This window comes from Limnohabitans sp. Jir72, assembly GCF_003063575.1.
Lineage (GTDB): Bacteria > Pseudomonadota > Gammaproteobacteria > Burkholderiales > Burkholderiaceae_C > Limnohabitans_A.
The window spans coordinates 285,663-302,025 of sequence record NZ_NESC01000004.1; the positions used below are offsets into that span (position 1 = coordinate 285,663).

The 16,363-nt window shown below is 60.9% G+C and carries 17 protein-coding genes; 3 read left to right on the top strand and 14 right to left on the bottom strand.

Translation table 11 applies throughout. The features are described 5' to 3' along the window. Positions 1 to 19: 19 nt before the first annotated feature. The 12 genes from pufC to B9Z52_RS07830 all read right to left on the bottom strand — a co-directional run bounded on the left by pufC (position 20) and on the right by B9Z52_RS07830 (position 11,087). Positions 20 to 1,090: a photosynthetic reaction center cytochrome PufC gene (pufC, locus tag B9Z52_RS07775; RefSeq protein WP_233251875.1), complete on the bottom strand. Its 1,071-nt coding sequence runs from the start codon at positions 1,088 to 1,090 to the stop codon at positions 20 to 22. Then, positions 1,087 to 2,064: a photosynthetic reaction center subunit M gene (pufM, locus tag B9Z52_RS07780; RefSeq protein ID WP_108413257.1), complete on the bottom strand. Its 978-nt coding sequence runs from the start codon at positions 2,062 to 2,064 to the stop codon at positions 1,087 to 1,089. The genes pufC and pufM overlap by 4 nt, the downstream gene beginning before the upstream one ends. A 48-nt stretch (positions 2,065 to 2,112) precedes the next feature. Then, positions 2,113 to 2,949: a photosynthetic reaction center subunit L gene (pufL, locus tag B9Z52_RS07785; RefSeq protein WP_108413258.1), complete on the bottom strand. Its 837-nt coding sequence runs from the start codon at positions 2,947 to 2,949 to the stop codon at positions 2,113 to 2,115. A gap of 84 nt (positions 2,950 to 3,033) precedes the next feature. Further along, complete coding sequence (pufA, locus tag B9Z52_RS07790) at positions 3,034 to 3,243, bottom strand: light-harvesting antenna LH1, alpha subunit (RefSeq protein ID WP_108413259.1); 210 nt, start codon at positions 3,241 to 3,243, stop codon at positions 3,034 to 3,036. Between the two features lie 10 nt (positions 3,244 to 3,253). Further along, on the bottom strand, positions 3,254 to 3,382 hold the full coding sequence (locus B9Z52_RS18205; RefSeq protein ID WP_255417795.1) for a hypothetical protein: 129 nt from the start codon (positions 3,380 to 3,382) through the stop codon (positions 3,254 to 3,256). 140 nt (positions 3,383 to 3,522) lie between these two features. Beyond that, complete coding sequence (gene pufB / locus B9Z52_RS07800) at positions 3,523 to 3,666, bottom strand: light-harvesting antenna LH1, beta subunit (RefSeq protein ID WP_081499349.1); 144 nt, start codon at positions 3,664 to 3,666, stop codon at positions 3,523 to 3,525. Positions 3,667 to 3,806: 140 nt separating this feature from the next. Further along, the gene (bchZ, locus tag B9Z52_RS07805; RefSeq protein ID WP_108413261.1) at positions 3,807 to 5,333 is read right to left on the bottom strand and encodes a chlorophyllide a reductase subunit Z; all 1,527 of its coding nucleotides are present in this window, start codon (positions 5,331 to 5,333) and stop codon (positions 3,807 to 3,809) included. Then, positions 5,330 to 6,883, bottom strand: a complete 1,554-nt coding sequence (bchY, locus tag B9Z52_RS07810) for a chlorophyllide a reductase subunit Y (protein WP_108413262.1) — start codon at positions 6,881 to 6,883, stop codon at positions 5,330 to 5,332. The genes bchZ and bchY overlap by 4 nt, the downstream gene beginning before the upstream one ends. 32 nt (positions 6,884 to 6,915) lie before the next feature. After that, positions 6,916 to 7,932: a chlorophyllide a reductase iron protein subunit X gene (locus B9Z52_RS07815; protein ID WP_108413263.1), complete on the bottom strand. Its 1,017-nt coding sequence runs from the start codon at positions 7,930 to 7,932 to the stop codon at positions 6,916 to 6,918. Then, complete coding sequence (gene bchC / locus B9Z52_RS07820) at positions 7,929 to 8,882, bottom strand: chlorophyll synthesis pathway protein BchC (protein ID WP_108413264.1); 954 nt, start codon at positions 8,880 to 8,882, stop codon at positions 7,929 to 7,931. Before bchC ends, B9Z52_RS07815 begins: the two co-directional genes overlap by 4 nt. 37 nt (positions 8,883 to 8,919) lie before the next feature. Next, positions 8,920 to 10,140, bottom strand: coding sequence for a methyltransferase (locus B9Z52_RS07825; protein WP_108413265.1), 1,221 nt, complete (start codon positions 10,138 to 10,140; stop codon positions 8,920 to 8,922). Between the two features lie 32 nt (positions 10,141 to 10,172). Continuing rightward, a complete protein-coding gene (locus B9Z52_RS07830; protein ID WP_108413266.1) occupies positions 10,173 to 11,087 on the bottom strand; it encodes a polyprenyl synthetase family protein in 915 nt (304 codons plus the stop codon). Positions 11,088 to 11,266: 179 nt separating this feature from the next. On the opposite strand from B9Z52_RS07830, the gene B9Z52_RS07835 reads away from it, so the two are divergent. After that, positions 11,267 to 11,449 (top strand): hypothetical protein, encoded by a 183-nt coding sequence (locus tag B9Z52_RS07835; RefSeq protein ID WP_108413267.1) that lies wholly within the window; start codon positions 11,267 to 11,269, stop codon positions 11,447 to 11,449. Positions 11,450 to 12,312: 863 nt separating this feature from the next. Here the strand turns inward: B9Z52_RS07835 and B9Z52_RS07840 are convergent. Both B9Z52_RS07840 and B9Z52_RS18210 read right to left on the bottom strand, forming a co-directional pair. Then, entirely contained in the window at positions 12,313 to 14,073 is a 1,761-nt protein-coding gene (locus B9Z52_RS07840) for an ABC transporter transmembrane domain-containing protein (protein WP_108413268.1), read from the bottom strand. 196 nt (positions 14,074 to 14,269) lie between these two features. Next, positions 14,270 to 14,398: a hypothetical protein gene (locus B9Z52_RS18210; protein WP_255417796.1), complete on the bottom strand. Its 129-nt coding sequence runs from the start codon at positions 14,396 to 14,398 to the stop codon at positions 14,270 to 14,272. 19 nt (positions 14,399 to 14,417) lie between these two features. On the opposite strand from B9Z52_RS18210, the gene hemF reads away from it, so the two are divergent. Then, positions 14,418 to 15,326 carry an oxygen-dependent coproporphyrinogen oxidase gene (gene hemF / locus B9Z52_RS07845; protein WP_108413269.1) on the top strand — a complete coding sequence of 303 codons (909 nt, stop codon included), beginning with the start codon at positions 14,418 to 14,420 and terminating at the stop codon, positions 15,324 to 15,326. A 25-nt stretch (positions 15,327 to 15,351) separates the two neighbouring features. Then, on the top strand, positions 15,352 to 16,353 hold the full coding sequence (hemB, locus tag B9Z52_RS07850; protein ID WP_108413270.1) for a porphobilinogen synthase: 1,002 nt from the start codon (positions 15,352 to 15,354) through the stop codon (positions 16,351 to 16,353). Positions 16,354 to 16,363 lie beyond the last annotated feature (10 nt).

The window sequence follows — 16,363 nt, forward strand, 5'->3', positions numbered from 1 at the left end:
ATGTCCGGTAGCTTGTGGACTACTTGGCCGCGACTTTGGCAGCTGCCAAAGCGGGTTTCAACAACTCGGGATAGTCCTTGGCCATGGGCGCGCCATTGAGCGGCTTGTAAGCACCCTGGTGGCAAGTCGCACAATTGAGCTTGGCCACGTCGCCAGTCGGCCCCTTGCGGTGCGCCGGGAAGACTTCGGTCAAAGACTCCATGTAGGTCAGATTCAGGTCACGCGCCATGCGGATGCCGTGCCATGCGGTCGTGCGCTGCGGCGGGCTGTTTTCCCAGTTCTGGAAGGACTGTGTGTTGTGGCAATAAGTGCAGTTGACGCCCAAGGAGTTGGACATGTGCGTCATCAGCCCATAGGTCCACTCGGCCTGCTTGATCGACTGCTTATTGCCGGAAGGCAGTGCCGTGGGGCCGTTCACACGGATCTTCTGGTCGCCCAACAAAAAGGGCGTGAATGGGTCGTTGGGCAGCGATGACAGGTTGACCACCGGAGACGGTTCGTTTTGTCCGGCTTTGTCGCCCATGAAGTTCGAGCCGTAGGGTTGCGGGTTGGACTTGAACCAGATCGCATTGGGCACCGGCTCGCCCCGGTGGCAGGTGTAGCAGGTCACGCCGGTTTGGGCGACGTGCGGCTGCCAGTCCGAGTTGATGTGCCGCGTCATCTCGATCATGCGGCGCGCCACCACCTTGGTGTACTTGCTGTCGTCTTCAAAATTGGGCAAGGCGTGGCAATACGCGCAACCTTCTTGCGGGGCCACCCAGTTGGCCATTGAGACCATCAGGCGGTTGAACTCGCCCACGCTCAAGTTGCCAAGCACCTTGACATTTTTGTAGGCCTGCGCGGCTTTGGGGCCATCAGAGCCAGGCGAAGGAATGGCCACAGGCGGCTGGTTCTTCTCGGTTTTGACTTCGAGCAAACGGGCGTTGTACACCTGAACCATGCCCGTGCCGCGGTAGCCACTTTGCACGGTCTCGGGACTGGGTCGCTCGCAGCCTGTCAGCACCAAACCGAGCAAACCGATGCAAGCCAAGCCTAAGCCATTGGCTATGCGGCTCATCCATGGCGATGTGTTGAGAATGTGCGTGCTCATGGCTTGGCTCCAATGCTCAGTGCGGGGTCCGTCATGGCTGGGAAAATTTCCGGGTAAGGCGGCGCCACGCCATGCTTGATGGCCCAGAGGTACCAGTTGTCCACCACCGTGCCGGTCAGCAAGATGCCGATACCGCCCGTGATGGGACAGAGGACGGCAAACCACCAAGCCCAACGGTGAATCGACTCCATGGTCGCGTTGAAACCCATGGTCCAGCGCCAGAACAAAGCAGCGCGTTCAGAGGCCGTGCCCCGGTCGGTGATCTGCTCGATCTCGCGTTCGCCACCAAAGCGGGTCACCGCCAGAATGGTCGCGCCGTGCATGGCAAACAGCAGCGCTGAACCATAGAGGAACACGATGGACAGCGCGTGGAAGGGGTTGTAAAACAGGTTGCCGTAACGCAGCGAGAAAGCGGCCGTCCAGTCCAGGTGAGGGAAGATGCCATAAGGCACTGCCTCGCCCCAAGAGCCCATCAGGATGGGGCGAAACAAGCCCAGCACCAGAAACAGCCAGATGGCCGCAGCGAATGCCCAGGCGATGTGCGTGCCCATGCCCAGCTCCACTGCACGGCGGTAAGTGCGGGCCCACCAGAGCATCACCGAAGCGGTGAAGAACAAGCCCACGATGAGGAACCAGCCCCCCTGGTTGAGCGGCGGGATGCTCAGGCCATAACTCGGTGGTGGCGGCTCCAGCGACAGCCAAAACAGCTGACGCACAAATTGGATCGGGTCGTAGTTGACCGAGGCCAGCATGTTCATGCCGATCAGGGTGAAGGCGATCAAACCGCAAATGAGCGACGCCAGACCGAGGCCGCCCAGGTAAATGGGCCCCAGCTGCGCATTGCCCAGCTTGCCCACCCAGTAGTTGATCAGGGGCTGCCCGGTGCGCGGGCTGTTGCCGTGCCCGAGGGGCACCCCGTGGTGCACCGGACCCACGGCTTGCACCGTGGTGAACAGGTTTTGATAGTCGGCCATTGTGGTACTCCTCAATTCTTCAGATTCGGACGGTGCGGGCAGTCCGACTCAAACGGGCCACTGGGACCAGATCGGCATGTTCAGCCACCAGCTCCACCACTCGGGCCAGCCACGGCTCCAGAAGGGGCCGCTGAGCACAATGCACAGGGCGCTGAACAACACGGCGGCCAGCGCCAGGAACAAGCCCAGTCGGTGGATGCCCAGAGTGCCGATCGAGTAGCCGATGATGTCGCGGAAGAACGTGTCTTCGTGCTCGGGTGTCTTGACCACGGTGCCCGGTGCGGGGTTGGTGGACGAGAGAATCAGACCGCCGTGCAGCGACAAAGCAAACACACTGGCGAAAAAGAAACTCACAGCGATCATGTGCGCCGGGTTGTAATGAAAGTGCAGGTACTGGTAGCCCACGTTGGACACCCAGTCCAGGTGGCTGTAGATGCCGTAGGGAAAGCCATGACCCCAAGCGCCCATGAGCACCGGCCGCACGACCACCAAGGTGACATAAGCCGAGATGGCCACACCGAAGGCCACGGGCACATGAAAGCCCATGCCCAACTTGCGGCAGATTTCGACCTCGCGCATCATCCAGGAGACAAAGGCACCGATGGCGCACACCGTGATGAGCTGCCACAGGCCGCCTTCCATCAGGGGCGCAAAGCGCAGACCGTAAGACAAATCAGGCGGTGCAATGCTGATTTGCCAAATGTTCCAGGTCGGGCCTTGTGAGGCTCCCCACAAAATGAGCGCCGTGCCCAGGAACGAGAAGAACAAGGTGGTGACACCAAAAAACCCGACGTAAAAGGGTCCAACCCAGAAGTCGAACAAGTCGCCACCCAGCAGGGTACCACCGCGAACACGGTACTTTTTTTCAAAACTCAGCATGGCCATGGTTGGGTCCTCCTGCCTGAAAGGGTGAACAGACGCTGCATCAAACCGGGGTTCGATGACAGCATCTGGGTGGCAAGTCCTGGATCAGGACTTGGTTGCGGGCAGCGATGCCACCGCAGTGGGCAAAGGCGAGTTTTGCGCCGATGCCGCCACGGGTTTTTTCGCCCCGTCGAGCCAATTGAATTTGTTCGTGCTGAGCAAGATGAGGTGAATCATCGCGGCCAGACCAAACAAGAAAATACCCTGCAGCACCATGGCACGCAGCGGATCGAAAAGACGCCAAATTCTCCACATGGTGAATCTCCTAAATGATGTGGGACATGAAGGTGTACACCGCAGCTTTCACGCCCTGGCTCATGCTCTTGGCGTCTTCTGCACCGGGCAGCAGATCCCGCCAGTGCACGCCGACCAGCTTGGCCAGTACGACGAGCACGAAGAGGCATCCAAAACCGATGAGGAAAATGGACCAATATGCCGGGGATTCATTCGCGGGCGAATGGTCCCCGTTGAGGTGGCTTGTGTTTGGCATGACAGTGACTCCGTCAATCTATGGTTGAAAAAACAGGCTCTGAATCAGAACCAGGGACGCCACGCCCAGACCAAGATGTGGGCCAATACAGCAACTGCTGTAAAACCCACGGCGCCTTGCATCCAGTAGTGGTGAAATTCCTGGGCTTCCTCATCGGTGAGTCCGGAAATGGATGTCTTTGTGGACATTTTTTTCTCCTGTTAACGAGGCCTTGCGACCCGGGGTGCGCACAGCCCGCGCAGATGGGCATCCGCAGCCAAAGGCCACGACATCGGTTCAGCGGCAGCGCACGCGGCGGCACCAGCTGTTGTGTTGATCAAGGCGTGATTCATGCCGCCACCCCCAGACCCAGTTCGCGGCTGGCCGCGTTCACATGGGCTTCGGTCACCTCGCTTTGGCCCTGGGCCTGCGAGAGTTGTTCGGCCTGGTCGCGCAAGCGCTTGGCCGCTGAAATCTGGACCAGCACCGGCTGGCTCTGCACCACATCCCGCAGGCGCTGCTGGGCCTGGTCTTGCCAGCTGGCGTTGGGAGCGACCACACCACGCGCCTGAGTGGCTGGAGCCTTGTCCATCTCAGAGCCCAAAGGCAGGATGTGGAACAGTGCATCAAACAACGCGTTGCACACCTCTTGGATCACGTAGCTCGCACCGCTGTAACCCATGAAGGGCGTGCCGGTGTGACGGCGGATGATGGCGCCGGGAAACGACGCGGGAATAAAGGCTGCACGCATCGGGCTGCCACCCGAGATCTCACTGAGGTACATGCGCTCGTTGTAGCTGCCAAACATGATGAGTGGCGTTTGCGTTTTGACCAGCTCGCGCACCGTGGCGTTGTCGGTCTTGCTGCCCGCCGTGCGTGAGATGCTGAAGCGGCAAGGCAAGCCCATTTCGTTTTCAAGGAAATTTTTGAGGCCGCGCGAGTAGGTCTCGCCCGCCACCACGGCAAAGCTGGCTGTGGCAAAAAAATCTTGCGTGACCGAACGCCACAGGTCCCACATGGGCTTGAGCGTCGTGTGCTTTTCACGCTCAATGAAAGGTTCTGGGTCCAGGTGCAGCAATTGACCCAGCTTGCGCAAAAAGTAGGTGGTGCTGTGCAGCCCGATGGGCGCTTGCAAATAGGGGCGCTCTAAAGCTTCGCAGAGCATGCGGCCAAACTCGCGGTACATGCAAATGTTCACATCGGCTTCGACCAAACGTGAAACATCGGCCAGGTGGCTGCCCAGCGGGAAGACCATGTTGACCTCGGCGCCAATGCCTTGCACCAGTCGACGGATTTCGGCCAAGTCGCTTGCACTGTTGAATGTGCCGTAGCTGGGGCCAATGATGTTGACACGGGGCTTTTCTCCCTCGGGGCGGTCTTCAAAGGGCTTGCGCGCGGGCACTTTGCGCAGGCCGTATTCGCTCCAGAGCCAGTACATGGCACGGTTGGCACATTGCCACTGGTCTTCGTCGATGGTGCGTGGCAAAAAGCGTGCGATGTTGGTGCCTTCGGGCGTGACACCGCCACCGATCATCTCGGCAATCGAGCCGGTCACCACCACGGCGGGCAGTTCGGGGTCGAGCGTGGCGTGGGCGCGTTTCATGGCGCCTTCGGTGCCTTCGCGGCCCAGCTGCTCTTCGGCCAAGCCCGTCACCACAATCGGCAACTCGTGCGGGGGCAAGGCATCGGTGTAATGCAGCACCGAAGTGACGGGCAAGTTTTCGCAGCCGACTGGGCCGTCAATCACCACCTGCAAACCCTTGATGGCGGTGAACACATACACCGCGCCCCAGTAACCGCCTGCGCGGTCGTGGTCGAGGATGAGTGGCGACTTGGGCTTGGCCACGGTGCTGGGTGGAGGATTGACTTGGTTCATGAACCCATCTCCTCGGCCTTGCGCTTTTTCAAGAGCTTTTCAATCTGACGGCGGGTTTCGGCCTTGAACTCCGGCCTGTCTTTGGGCACCGACTCCCAGACACCTGCGGCGTGGCCCGCACCCACATCGCCAAAGAAATCTTTCATCGCATCAAAACGGACCTGGTTGCCCATGGCCGCTTGCACCACTTGCACCAAGGACCCGGCACCGGCCACACCCATCAGGGGTCTGGCCGAGATCAAGTTGGTGAAGTAGAGCGATGGCACGCTGTTTTGCTTGGCGATCTGCACCACCGGGGTGGTGCCAATGGCCAGCTGTGGCCGGTATTCGTACATGGCGTTCAGGTCTTGCTCGAGCGAGGCACGCATTTGCACCTGCACGCCCTTGGCCTGCAGCCAGGCGATGTCTTGTGCGTTCCATTCGGTGGCGGGACAAGCCGAGCCGACATAACGCAGATCGGCACCGCACTCGATGAGCAAACGGCCGACCAACAATTCGGAGCCTTCGTAGCCACTCAAGGTGATGCGGCCGGAAATGGGCTTTTGCATCAGCAAGCCACGCATTTGCGTGAGCGCCTGATTGCGGGCCACGTCGATTTGCGCCTGCGCAATGCCCGCGGCCTGACCGATGTTTTGCAACCAGTCTTGAGTGCCCTCCAAGCCGACGGGGGCGGAACCCACCACAGGGCGACCGGCCGCTTTGAATTCGCGCACGCTGGCGGTGTAAAACGGGTGGATGGCGGCGGCCACCGAGCAGTCGAGCGCGGCATACAACTCGCGCCATTCACGGGTGGGCACCACAGGGCCCGCGGCCAAGCCCATGGGGGCGAGCATCTGGCCAATGATGACCGGGTCGGCCGGAAACATCTCGCCCAGCAAGGCCACGGTGGGCAGATCGCCACGACCGGCGCGGGGCGCTGCCACGGGACCGCTCATGATTTCTTCGCGGGCGTATTTCAGCATCGCTCCGGCCAGCACGTCTTTGGCCTCGGCATGGGTGGGGACGCCAAAACCAGGCACGTCAATGCCAATGATGCGCACGCCGTTGATCTCTTTGGGCAACAACTGCAGCGGCACGCCGCTGGCGGTGGGCACACACAGGTTGATGATGATGACGGTATCGAATTTTTCGGGATCGGCCTCGGCATGCACCGCTTCGCGGATGTCTTCAAACAGTTTGCCCGTGACCAGCGACTCCGAGTTGAAGGGCACGTAGCCCACGCTGCGGCGGGCGCCGTAAAAATGCGAGGTGAACGTCAAGCCGTACACGCAACATGCCGAGCCCGACAAAATGGTGGACGTGCGCTTCATGCGCAAACCCACGCGCAACGAACCAAATGCGGGACACATGCTTTGCGGCTGGTCGTGCGGACCGGCATCGGGCTGGCGCGGGTAGTCGCGGGCGTACTGGTCGAGCACCTCGGACTTGCCCGCCTCTTTGGCGGCGGCCACCATGGCCTCTGTACCGGCGTGACAGCCCATGCCGTCGCCCTGCAAGCCTGCGGGGTTGGGTGCGTCGGTACTGGGATGAATCGGGATGGTGCGTGTCATGGCCTGTTCCTGTGGGTGTGGTCTGCAGCGGTTCAGGCCGCGTCGTAGACGACTTCCAGCGAGGGCTTGATGTCTTCGTGCTTGCCGACCATGTCGAACACGGTGGCAGGCTCGAGCACCACATTGCGGCCGACCACGTCGGCACTGAACAGGCCCAGCAACTGGTCCTGAGTCTGGGGTTTTGGACGCTGGGGCGGCGCTTCGGCCACGTTCTTGGCCAGCTCGGCAAACAGCGGGCCCCACTCGCCGTCAGGCCGGCCAATGATTTCGTAGCTCGCACTCTTGCGGCGGATGTCTTCGTTGGCCGGAATGGCGGCCAGCACCGGGATGCCCGCGTTGGCCGCAAAGGTCTGGGCTTCGCCCGTGCCGTCGTCTTTGTTGATGACCATGCCGGCCACGCCGACGTTGCCGCCGAGCTTGCGGAAATACTCCACCGCCGAGCAGACGTTGTTGGCCACATACAGCGACTGCAAGTCGTTGCTGGCGACTACGATCACTTTTTGGCACATGTCGCGGGCAATGGGCAGACCAAAGCCGCCGCAGACCACGTCGCCCAAAAAGTCGAGCAAGACGTAGTCAAAACCCCAGTCGTGGAAACCGAGTTTTTCGAGCGTTTCAAAGCCGTGGATGATGCCGCGCCCGCCGCAACCGCGACCGACTTCGGGGCCGCCCAATTCCATGGCGAACACGCCATCGCGCTTGAAGCACACGTCGCCAATGCTCACGGCCTGGCCGGAGAGTTTGAGGCGCGATGAGGTTTCGATGATGGTGGGGCAGGCTTTTCCACCAAACAACAAACTGGTGGTGTCGCTCTTGGGGTCGCAGCCGATCAGCAGCACTTTTTTGCCCTGCTGGGCCATCATGTAAGACAGGTTGGCCAGCGTGAAGCTTTTGCCAATGCCGCCTTTGCCATAGATGGCAATGATTTGTGTCTCTTTGGTCACCTCGGAGGTGCTCACGGCGTCGGGTTCGACGTCGGCTTCGCGGCGCAGCACTTCAACAAATTTGATGGGCTGGGTGGTGGCGTCTGTGGTGGTGGGGGTGTTCATGCGGAGGCACTCCAATCAAGGATCATCTTGAGACAGCTCGCATCTCCGAAGGCGGTCTCGTAGGCAGAACCAGCTTGCGTCGATGGCTGGGTGTGGGTGATCAAACCGTCGAGCGACAAACGACCGGTGTTCACCAGTTCGTTGACGGCCAACAGATCGGGGCGCTTCCACTCGGCAGCGATGCGCATGCGCGCTTCGCGCATGAAGGCCGGGGCGTAGGCAAAGGAGAGGTCTTGTTTGTAAAAGCCGGCCAACACCAACTCGCCACCGGGGCGCAGGCGCTGAATCAGGCTGTTGAGCAGGCTGCCGTCGCCGCTCACGTCGTAAATGGTGCGGTAGTCGCGGCGTGGGTCGTCTTGCGGCTGAACCACGGTGTAGCCCTCGGCCCCAGCAGAGCGCTGGGCCTGGGTTTCCCACACGGTGGGTGCTGGCAGGCCTGCGGCCACCGTCAGGCGCGCCAGCAAGCGACCCATGACACCATGGCCAATGATGAGTTCAGGCGGGTCAAACGGCTCCTGCTGACCCCCACCCGACACCGCGTGGTAAGCCGTGGCGGCCAACGCCAGCAAGACCGATTGCGCGCCCAGGTGCTCGGCCACGGGCACCACTTTTTGCGAGGTGACCACCAAGCGGGATGCCGCACCGCCAAACAGGCTTTTGACGCCGGTGAAGCAATTGGCGCCGGGCACAAACACGCGCTGACCGGCTTGCACACCGGTGTCCGAGGCGGCGCGGACCACGCGGCCCACCGTCTCGTAACCGGGCACCAGCGGGTAACCCATGCCAGGGAAGGGCGGCATGCTGCCGTCCCAGAGCATGCGCTCGGTGCCGGTGCTGATGCCGCTGTATTCAACAGCAACTTCCAGTTGACCGGCCTGCAATTCAGGCAAGTCCAGCGCCTGCAAGGACAGGTGCCTGGGGCTGTTGAAGACGACGGCTTGAGATTTCATGACTGTATTTTTCGCCTTACATTGTTCAATGTCAAAGTTAATTGACACTATTTTGCAAAACCGAGGGTAAACACTGAGATTTGCGTCCCAAAAGGATGCGCGCGTGGATGGGCATGGCGTTGGACACTTGCTCGACATGCGTGAAACCGGCCTCTTGCATCATGGTTTGCAGCTCTTGCGGGGTACGCAGGCGGCCCGCTCCCATGGCCAACAGGTAAAAGTGGAAATATGCATCGACTGAGGCCTCGGGCTGCCCCGCTTCCTCATGCGGTTGGGCCATGGGCTCGGCCAGCAACAAGACGCCCCCGAGCGGCAAGGCAGCATGGGCTTTTTGCAAAATCTGCCGCACCACAGCATCGGGATGGTCGTGCGCTACCCGCACCAAGGTGATCAGGTCGGCACCTTCTGGCAACGGGTCATCCAGAAAGCTGCCGGGGTGCAAGCTCACGCGCTGCGTCAAACCCTTGGCTTGCAAGCCCTCGCGGGCCAGTTCGAGCACAGGAGGCAGGTCAAACATCTTGAACCGCAGGTGCGGCGCATGCGCGGCCAGCTCGCTGACAAAGCGACCCTTGCCCGCCCCCACATCGAGCACGCAACGGTGCTCATCAAAAAAGTAGGACGACAAGATTTCTTGCACCACAAAGCCTTGCGAAGCGGCCATGAGCTGCGAATAGCGCGTGAACTTGTCCACCTCCGCCTTAACCTTGGCATCAGGCACAGTGGTTTTTTCATGGGCATAAGGCCAGTACTCGGCCATGCCGCCGCTCCAAGCGCTGCCCAGAAACTGCAGAGGGTCCTGCATGTCCTGGTAGAGCAAATGGTTGTGCTCGATCATCTGGGCAATGCCCTCGTGCTGGGCCAAAGGAACGCCCAGCGGCCCCAGGCCAAAGCGGCCCTGGCTGCGGTGCTCCAGCAAGCCCAGAGCCACGGCCGACAGCAGCAAGCGCTGCAACACCGCCGGTGCCAGACCGGTGCTGTGCGACAGATCGGTCAGGTTGGCAGGGGCTTGGTGCAATGCGCGAAAGAGATCCAGCCTCACACACCCCAGCAACACCTGGCTGTGCACAAACCCGGCCATCAGATCAAACAGCTTGCGGGTGCGGCGGCGCGTGAGCCAGCGCGTCAGCGGATTGCGCAACGACCAGCGGTACAGGCCAGGGTGTGCGTACCAGCGCTCCAGGCGTTCTTGCCAAGCATCCTTGATGGTGGCGGGAACGGTATGTGCCTGCATGGCGGCCAGATCCAGGGGGTGGGACATCGTGCTTCCTTCGCGTCTTGGGGTCTGGGCGTTCAATGTGGCGTACTGATGCGGTCCGAGGCCACTTCGGGGTGGGTCTTGAAATAGCCCTCGCACAGGGCTTTAGGCACCAAGCGATCGGCCTCCACCTGCACCAATTGGCAAAGCATGTCGCGGCAAGAACAGGCCGGAATCGAGGCTGCAGCTTGGTTGATCAGCTGGTCAAAATGGGCAATCGCACCGGTCAGACCCAGCGCCTGCGCAGAGCTGGGGCGGGCGTGCAACACATCTTGCCCCGCAGGCTTACCCAAGGTGGCCGCATCGGCGATCACGTCACGGATATCGTCCGCCACTTGGTAGGCTTCTCCCAAATACTGCCCCAGATATGCCCATGGTTCAGGTGACACGCCGCAACTGAGGGCCCCGGCGCAGGTCGCCGAGACGAACAGCGCCCCGGTCTTGGCGCGTTGGTATTGGCCCAGGTCTGCACTGGTCTCGCACTCCCAGGCTTGCCCAGACACGATGCCATGGGGCAGGCCCACGCCCGAGGTCAGGTTGTCCATCAGCGCGATCAAGCGCTCGGGACGCTGCACACCTGCTTGCAACAAAACGCGGTAAGCCATGACGATCAGACCATCACCGGCCAGCAAGGCCAGTGGCTCGCTGAAGGCTTTGTGCACCGTGGGCAAACCGCGCCGGGTGTCGGCGTTGTCAAAAGCAGGCATGTCGTCGTGCACCAAGGACGCGCAATGCATCAATTCGAGCGCCACGGCGGCGGCATTGGTCAACTCGGGTGTGTCATCGCCACAAGCGGTGGCCACGGCCATGCACAGCTGCGGGCGTATGCGCGCCCCGCCTGAGAATACGGCGTGCCGCATGGCGCTGACCAGGCGTGGCGGCGCGCCAGTGCCTGCGGCTTGCTCAAAATGTGTGCTCAGGGCTTGCTCGGCGCGTGTCAACAGACTCATGGGACCTCCGAAGGAGAAGGCCTGTCAACCCCAGCTGACAAGCATGGCTGTAAATGTAACCTGATTACATCGAGTGTCAACATTTACTGACATCAAGCACCCCACACTGCCCACCGAGGTCAGTGGCTGCGGCATCTCGGATAGGATGGCAACACGTTCAAACCAACAGGAGCAACATCATGGGCATCTGGTTGGAGCTGGGCATTTTTGGTCTGGTCTTCGTGTTTGCCTTTTGGCAAATGCACGATGTCCGCAAGGCGCAAGAACAAACACGCCAGCAACGCGCGCGCGAGAAAGCGAGCCATGAGGCTACCGGTCAAGCTACCGATCAAGCGGACGACGCACCGAGTAAGAAGACGTGAAACACACGCCTGTGTGCGATGGTTTTAAGGGCGTGTGCCACGCCCATCGCCCACGGGGTGGGCTCCTACAAAAACACGACGCTTTGTGGGAGCGCACCCTGTGCGCGATGGTTTTGGGGGCGTGTGCCACGCCCATCGCCCGCGGGGTGGGCTCCTACAAAAACACGACGCTGCTTTGTGGGAGCGCACCCTGTGCGCGATGGTTTTGGGGGCGTGTGCCACGCCCATCGCCCATGGGGCGGGCTCCTACAAAAACACGACGCTGCTTTGTGGGAGCGCACCCTGTGCGCGATGGTTTTGGGGGCGTGTGCCACGCCCATCGCCCGCGGGGTGGGCTCCTACAAAAACACGACGCTGCTTTGTGGGAGCGCACCCTGTGCGCGATGGTTTTGGGGGCGTGTGCCACGCCCATCGCCCATGGGGCGGGCTCCTACAAAAACACGACGCTGCTTTGTGGGAGCGCACCCTGTGCGCGATGGTTTTGGGGGCGTGTGCCACGCCCATCGCCCATGGGGCGGGCTCCTACAAAAACACGACGCTGCTTTGTGGGAGCGCACCCTGTGCGCGATGGTTTTGGGGGCGTGTGCCACGCCCATCGCCCATGGGGCGGGCTCCTACAAAAACACGACGCTGCTTTGTGGGAGCGCACCCTGTGCGCGATGGTTTTGGGGGCGTGTGCCACGCCCATCGCCCATGGGGCGGGCTCCTACAAAAACACGACGCTGCTTTGTGGGAGCGCACCCTGTGCGCGATGGTTTTGGGGGCGTGTGCCACGCCCATCGCCCACGGGGTGGGCTCCTACAAAAACACGACGCTGCTTTGTGGGAGCGCACCCTGTGCGCGATGGTTTTACCAAGAATGGCTCAGACGCCTGATGCGGTATTGAACTGCAGCGCCGCCAAACTCGCATAGAGCCCGCCTTTGGCTTGCAGCTCGGCGTGGGTGCCTTGCTCCATCAGGCGGCCGCGCTCCAGCACCCAGATCACATCGGCGCGTTGCACCGTGGCCAGGCGATGCGCAATGACCAGCGTGGTGCGCCCGACCATGGCTTTGTCGAGAGCAGCTTGCACCATCTTTTCGCTTTGCGCATCCAGCGCGCTGGTGGCTTCGTCCAGCAGCAAGAGCGGTGGGTTCTTCAAAATGGCCCGCGCAATCGCAATGCGCTGGCGCTGCCCGCCCGACAAACGCACGCCCCTGTCGCCCAGGTAGGTGTCAAAGCCCTCGGGCAGTTCATGGATGAATTCTTGGGCATAAGCGGCCTCGGCGGCCGCGTACACGTCTTCCAAGCTGGCCTCGGGTCTGCCGTAGCGGATGTTCTCGATCACCGTGCCCGAAAAAATAACCGGCTCCTGCGGCACGATGGCCATGCGGTGGCGCAAGTCGTGCAGGTCCATTTGCTCGATGGGCACACCGTCCAGCACAATGCGGCCCGACTGCGGGTCATGAAAGCGCATGAGCAAATCGAACAAGGTGGTCTTGCCCGCGCCACTCGGGCCGACCACAGCCACGGTCTGGCCGGGGTGGATCTGGCCACTGAGCTGGTCCAACGCCCAAGTGTCAGGGCGTGAAGGGTAATGAAAGCGCACGGTCTCCAATTGCAACGATGAGCCGCCTTGCGGCCAAGGCGCTTGTTGCGGCAGGGGTGCAATCTTGAGGTTGGATTCGGTGTGCAGCAACTCCATCAGGCGCTCGGTGGCCCCGGCTGCGCGCAGCAAATCACCATACACCTCGCCCAGCACCGCAAAAGCACTGGCCAGCAAGATCACGTAAAACACGGTTTCGCCCAGCTGGCCGGCTGTGCTGGTGCCCGCCCGCACGGCCAGCGTGCCCATGTACAAACCCCAGAGCAACACAGCACTAGAAGCCATGATGATGAAACCCACCAGCACTGCGCGTGCACGGATGCGGCCCAAGGCGGTGCCCAAGGCGCGGGCGGTCGATTCGATGAAGCGACGCGTTTCACGGCCTTCGGCGGTGTAACTTTGAACCACACTGATGGCGTTGAGCACCTCGGAGGCGATGGCGCTCGAATCGGCCACCCGATCTTGGTTGGCTCGGGACAAGCGGCGCACGCGACGGCCCAGGTAAACGCTGGGGAAAATCACCGCTGCCAGCACCGCCACCACCTGAAGCATCAGCACCGGATTGGTCCAGACCAGCATGATCAAAGCCCCTGCGCCCATCACCAGGTTGCGCAGACCCATGGAGAAAGAAGAACCCACCACGGTTTGCACCAACGTCGTGTCGTTGGTCAGGCGCGAGAGCACCTCACCCGATTGCGTGGTTTCAAAAAAAGCGGGGCTTTGTTGGAGCACATGGCCATACACCGCATTGCGCAAGTCGCCGGTGATGCGCTCGCCCAACCAGCTCACGGTGTAATAACGCCCAGAAGAAAACACCGCCAAAGCTGCCGCAACACCAAACAACTGCAAAAAGTTGCCCGACAGCTGATCGGCCGATGCCCCGGCGGACAGCCCTTGGTCAATCAGCTGGCGCAAGACCCAAGGAAACGCCAAGGTCGTGCCCGCAGCCAGTAACAAAAACAGCGCAGCAAAAACCAAAGCCACACGGTAGGGCTTAAAAAAAGGAGCGAGACCCGTGAGCGATTGAGGTGAGGCGGCCATAAACAATAAGGTATGAGGGCAATCCAAAAAAGAAAGATGCCTGACGGGCATCACTGCGCCCATCTTACAACTGCCCATCGTGCTCGATAGAAGGCCAACACAGCTCAGGCCGTCAGGCTTGGCACACGGCCCCAATGCGGGTCAACCCAGTTGCCTCCTGAACAACACATGTGATATTGTCAATCCAAGTTGACACTCAATCGTTGGCGTTTTCTTGGGAAATCTGCATGAACCAGACAATCACCAGGTGCTCAGACGCTGGCGAATGGTGCCAAACATCCACCGCCAGCGACAAGCCGTCGAAAGCAGCTTGAGCGCCTCCCATTCAACAAACAAGGCGATTCATGGACACTGGTGCTGTCAAAAACTACCTCATCGGCTTGCAAGACCGCATCACAACGGCCGCAGCGCAGATGGATGGGCGCAGCTTTCTGTCTGACGCCTGGGAAAAACCAAAGGGCGAGCCACTGCAAGGCCAAGGCATCACCCAAATTCTAGAAAACGGGGCCGTGTTTGAACGTGCGGGATGCGGGTTTTCACATGTCACGGGGCCTCAGCTGCCGCCATCGGCCACCCACGCCAGGCCCGAGCTGTCGGGCGCACCGTTCGAGGCCATGGGCGTTTCCTTGGTTTTTCATCCGCGCAACCCTTACGCACCGACCGTGCACATGAATGTGCGCATGCTGTCTGCCCAAACGCGAGATGGCCAGACGGTGGCCTGGTTTGGGGGCGGCATGGACTTGACGCCCTATTACGGGTTTGAAGAAGACGCCATCCATTTCCACCAAACCTGCCGGGATGCGCTCGCGCCCCATGGCGCGGATTTGTATCCCCGGTTCAAAACCTGGTGCGATGACTATTTCTGCTTGAAGCATCGCAACGAGCAACGCGGCATTGGCGGTATTTTTTTCGATGACTTTTCAGAATTCGGCAGCGAAAAAAGCTTTGCGGTTTTGAAAAGTGTGGGCGATGCGTTCCTCACCGCTTACATGCCCCTGGTTGAAGAAAGAAGGCACACCCCTTACGGCGAGCGCGAGCGGGCCCATCAGTTGTACCGACGCGGCCGGTATGTGGAGTTCAATTTGGTGTGGGACCGTGGCACCCACTTTGGCTTGCAGTCCGGCGGGCGCACCGAATCCATCTTGTTGTCCATGCCCCCTTTGGCGAGCTGGTCCTACCAACACGAAGCCGCACCCGGAACGCCCGAGCACGACTTGATGCAGCGCTTCATTGTTCGCCGCGATTGGCTTTAAACAACCCTCCACCGATACACCCCATATGGCCACACCTTTCCCCCTCAACCGCCCTCGCCGTCTGCGCCGTGATGACTTCACCCGAAGGCTGGTGCGTGAACACGCCTTGAGCGTGAACGATTTGATTTACCCCGTCTTTGTGCTGGAAGGCCACAACAGGCTCGAACCTGTGGCTTCCATGCCCGGCGTCAGCAGAATGAGCCTGGATCTGCTGTTGAAGGTGGCCGAAGAGTGCGTGGCGCTGGGCATTCCCGTCATGGCGCTGTTTCCCGTCATCAGCGGCCACCTCAAGACGCCCGACGGCATCGAAGCCACCAACCCCCAAGGGCTGATCCCACAGGTCGTGGCGACCCTGAAACAACACTTCCCCTCGCTGGGCATCATGACCGATGTGGCACTGGACCCGTACACCAGCCATGGCCAAGATGGCCTGCTGGACGAAAACGGTTACATCATCAACGACAAGACGGTTGAAATCCTCCAGCGACAAGCGATCACGCATGCTGCAGCCGGTGTCGACATCATTGCCCCCAGCGACATGATGGATGGCCGCATTGGTGCCATTCGCCAAGCCCTGGAAGACCAAGGGCACATCCACACCCGCATCATGGCCTACAGCGCCAAATACGCCAGCGCGTTTTACGGCCCCTTCCGCGATGCCGTGGGCTCCGCCACCAATCTGGGCAAGAGCGATAAAAAAACCTACCAAATGGACCCCGGCAATTCAGACGAAGCCCTGCGCGAAGTGGCCTCGGACATTGCCGAAGGTGCCGACATGGTGATGGTCAAGCCCGGCATGCCCTACCTGGACATTGTTCGCCGGGTCAAAGACCAGTTTGGCGTGCCCACATTTGCCTACCAAGTGTCGGGCGAATACGCCATGCTCAAGGCCGCAGCGCACAACGGTTGGCTGGACCACGACGCGGTCATGATGGAAAGTCTGCTGGCCTTCAAACGGGCGGGCGCTGATGGCATCTTGACTTACTTTGCGATCGATGCGGCCAAACAATTGAAGACACCCAACTAACCCTCTTGGA

What these genes read in the sequence shown, in the direction of transcription:
- B9Z52_RS07840 (WP_108413268.1), bottom strand. Translation starts at nt 14,073, where the DNA reads ATGGCCGCCTCACCTCAATCGCTCACGGGTCTCGCTCCTTTTTTTAAG.
- bchY (WP_108413262.1), bottom strand. Translation starts at nt 6,883, where the DNA reads ATGACACGCACCATCCCGATTCATCCCAGTACCGACGCACCCAACCCC.
- B9Z52_RS07825 (WP_108413265.1), bottom strand. Translation starts at nt 10,140, where the DNA reads ATGTCCCACCCCCTGGATCTGGCCGCCATGCAGGCACATACCGTTCCC.
- hemB (WP_108413270.1), top strand. Translation starts at nt 15,352, where the DNA reads ATGGCCACACCTTTCCCCCTCAACCGCCCTCGCCGTCTGCGCCGTGAT.
- B9Z52_RS07815 (WP_108413263.1), bottom strand. Translation starts at nt 7,932, where the DNA reads ATGAACACCCCCACCACCACAGACGCCACCACCCAGCCCATCAAATTT.
- pufM (WP_108413257.1), bottom strand. Translation starts at nt 2,064, where the DNA reads ATGGCCGACTATCAAAACCTGTTCACCACGGTGCAAGCCGTGGGTCCG.
- pufA (WP_108413259.1), bottom strand. Translation starts at nt 3,243, where the DNA reads ATGTGGAGAATTTGGCGTCTTTTCGATCCGCTGCGTGCCATGGTGCTG.
- B9Z52_RS07835 (WP_108413267.1), top strand. Translation starts at nt 11,267, where the DNA reads ATGGGCATCTGGTTGGAGCTGGGCATTTTTGGTCTGGTCTTCGTGTTT.
- bchC (WP_108413264.1), bottom strand. Translation starts at nt 8,882, where the DNA reads ATGAAATCTCAAGCCGTCGTCTTCAACAGCCCCAGGCACCTGTCCTTG.
- B9Z52_RS07830 (WP_108413266.1), bottom strand. Translation starts at nt 11,087, where the DNA reads ATGAGTCTGTTGACACGCGCCGAGCAAGCCCTGAGCACACATTTTGAG.
- pufC (WP_233251875.1), bottom strand. Translation starts at nt 1,090, where the DNA reads ATGAGCACGCACATTCTCAACACATCGCCATGGATGAGCCGCATAGCC.
- pufB (WP_081499349.1), bottom strand. Translation starts at nt 3,666, where the DNA reads ATGTCCACAAAGACATCCATTTCCGGACTCACCGATGAGGAAGCCCAG.
- bchZ (WP_108413261.1), bottom strand. Translation starts at nt 5,333, where the DNA reads ATGAACCAAGTCAATCCTCCACCCAGCACCGTGGCCAAGCCCAAGTCG.
- B9Z52_RS18210 (WP_255417796.1), bottom strand. Translation starts at nt 14,398, where the DNA reads ATGGGAGGCGCTCAAGCTGCTTTCGACGGCTTGTCGCTGGCGGTGGAT.
- hemF (WP_108413269.1), top strand. Translation starts at nt 14,418, where the DNA reads ATGGACACTGGTGCTGTCAAAAACTACCTCATCGGCTTGCAAGACCGC.
- pufL (WP_108413258.1), bottom strand. Translation starts at nt 2,949, where the DNA reads ATGGCCATGCTGAGTTTTGAAAAAAAGTACCGTGTTCGCGGTGGTACC.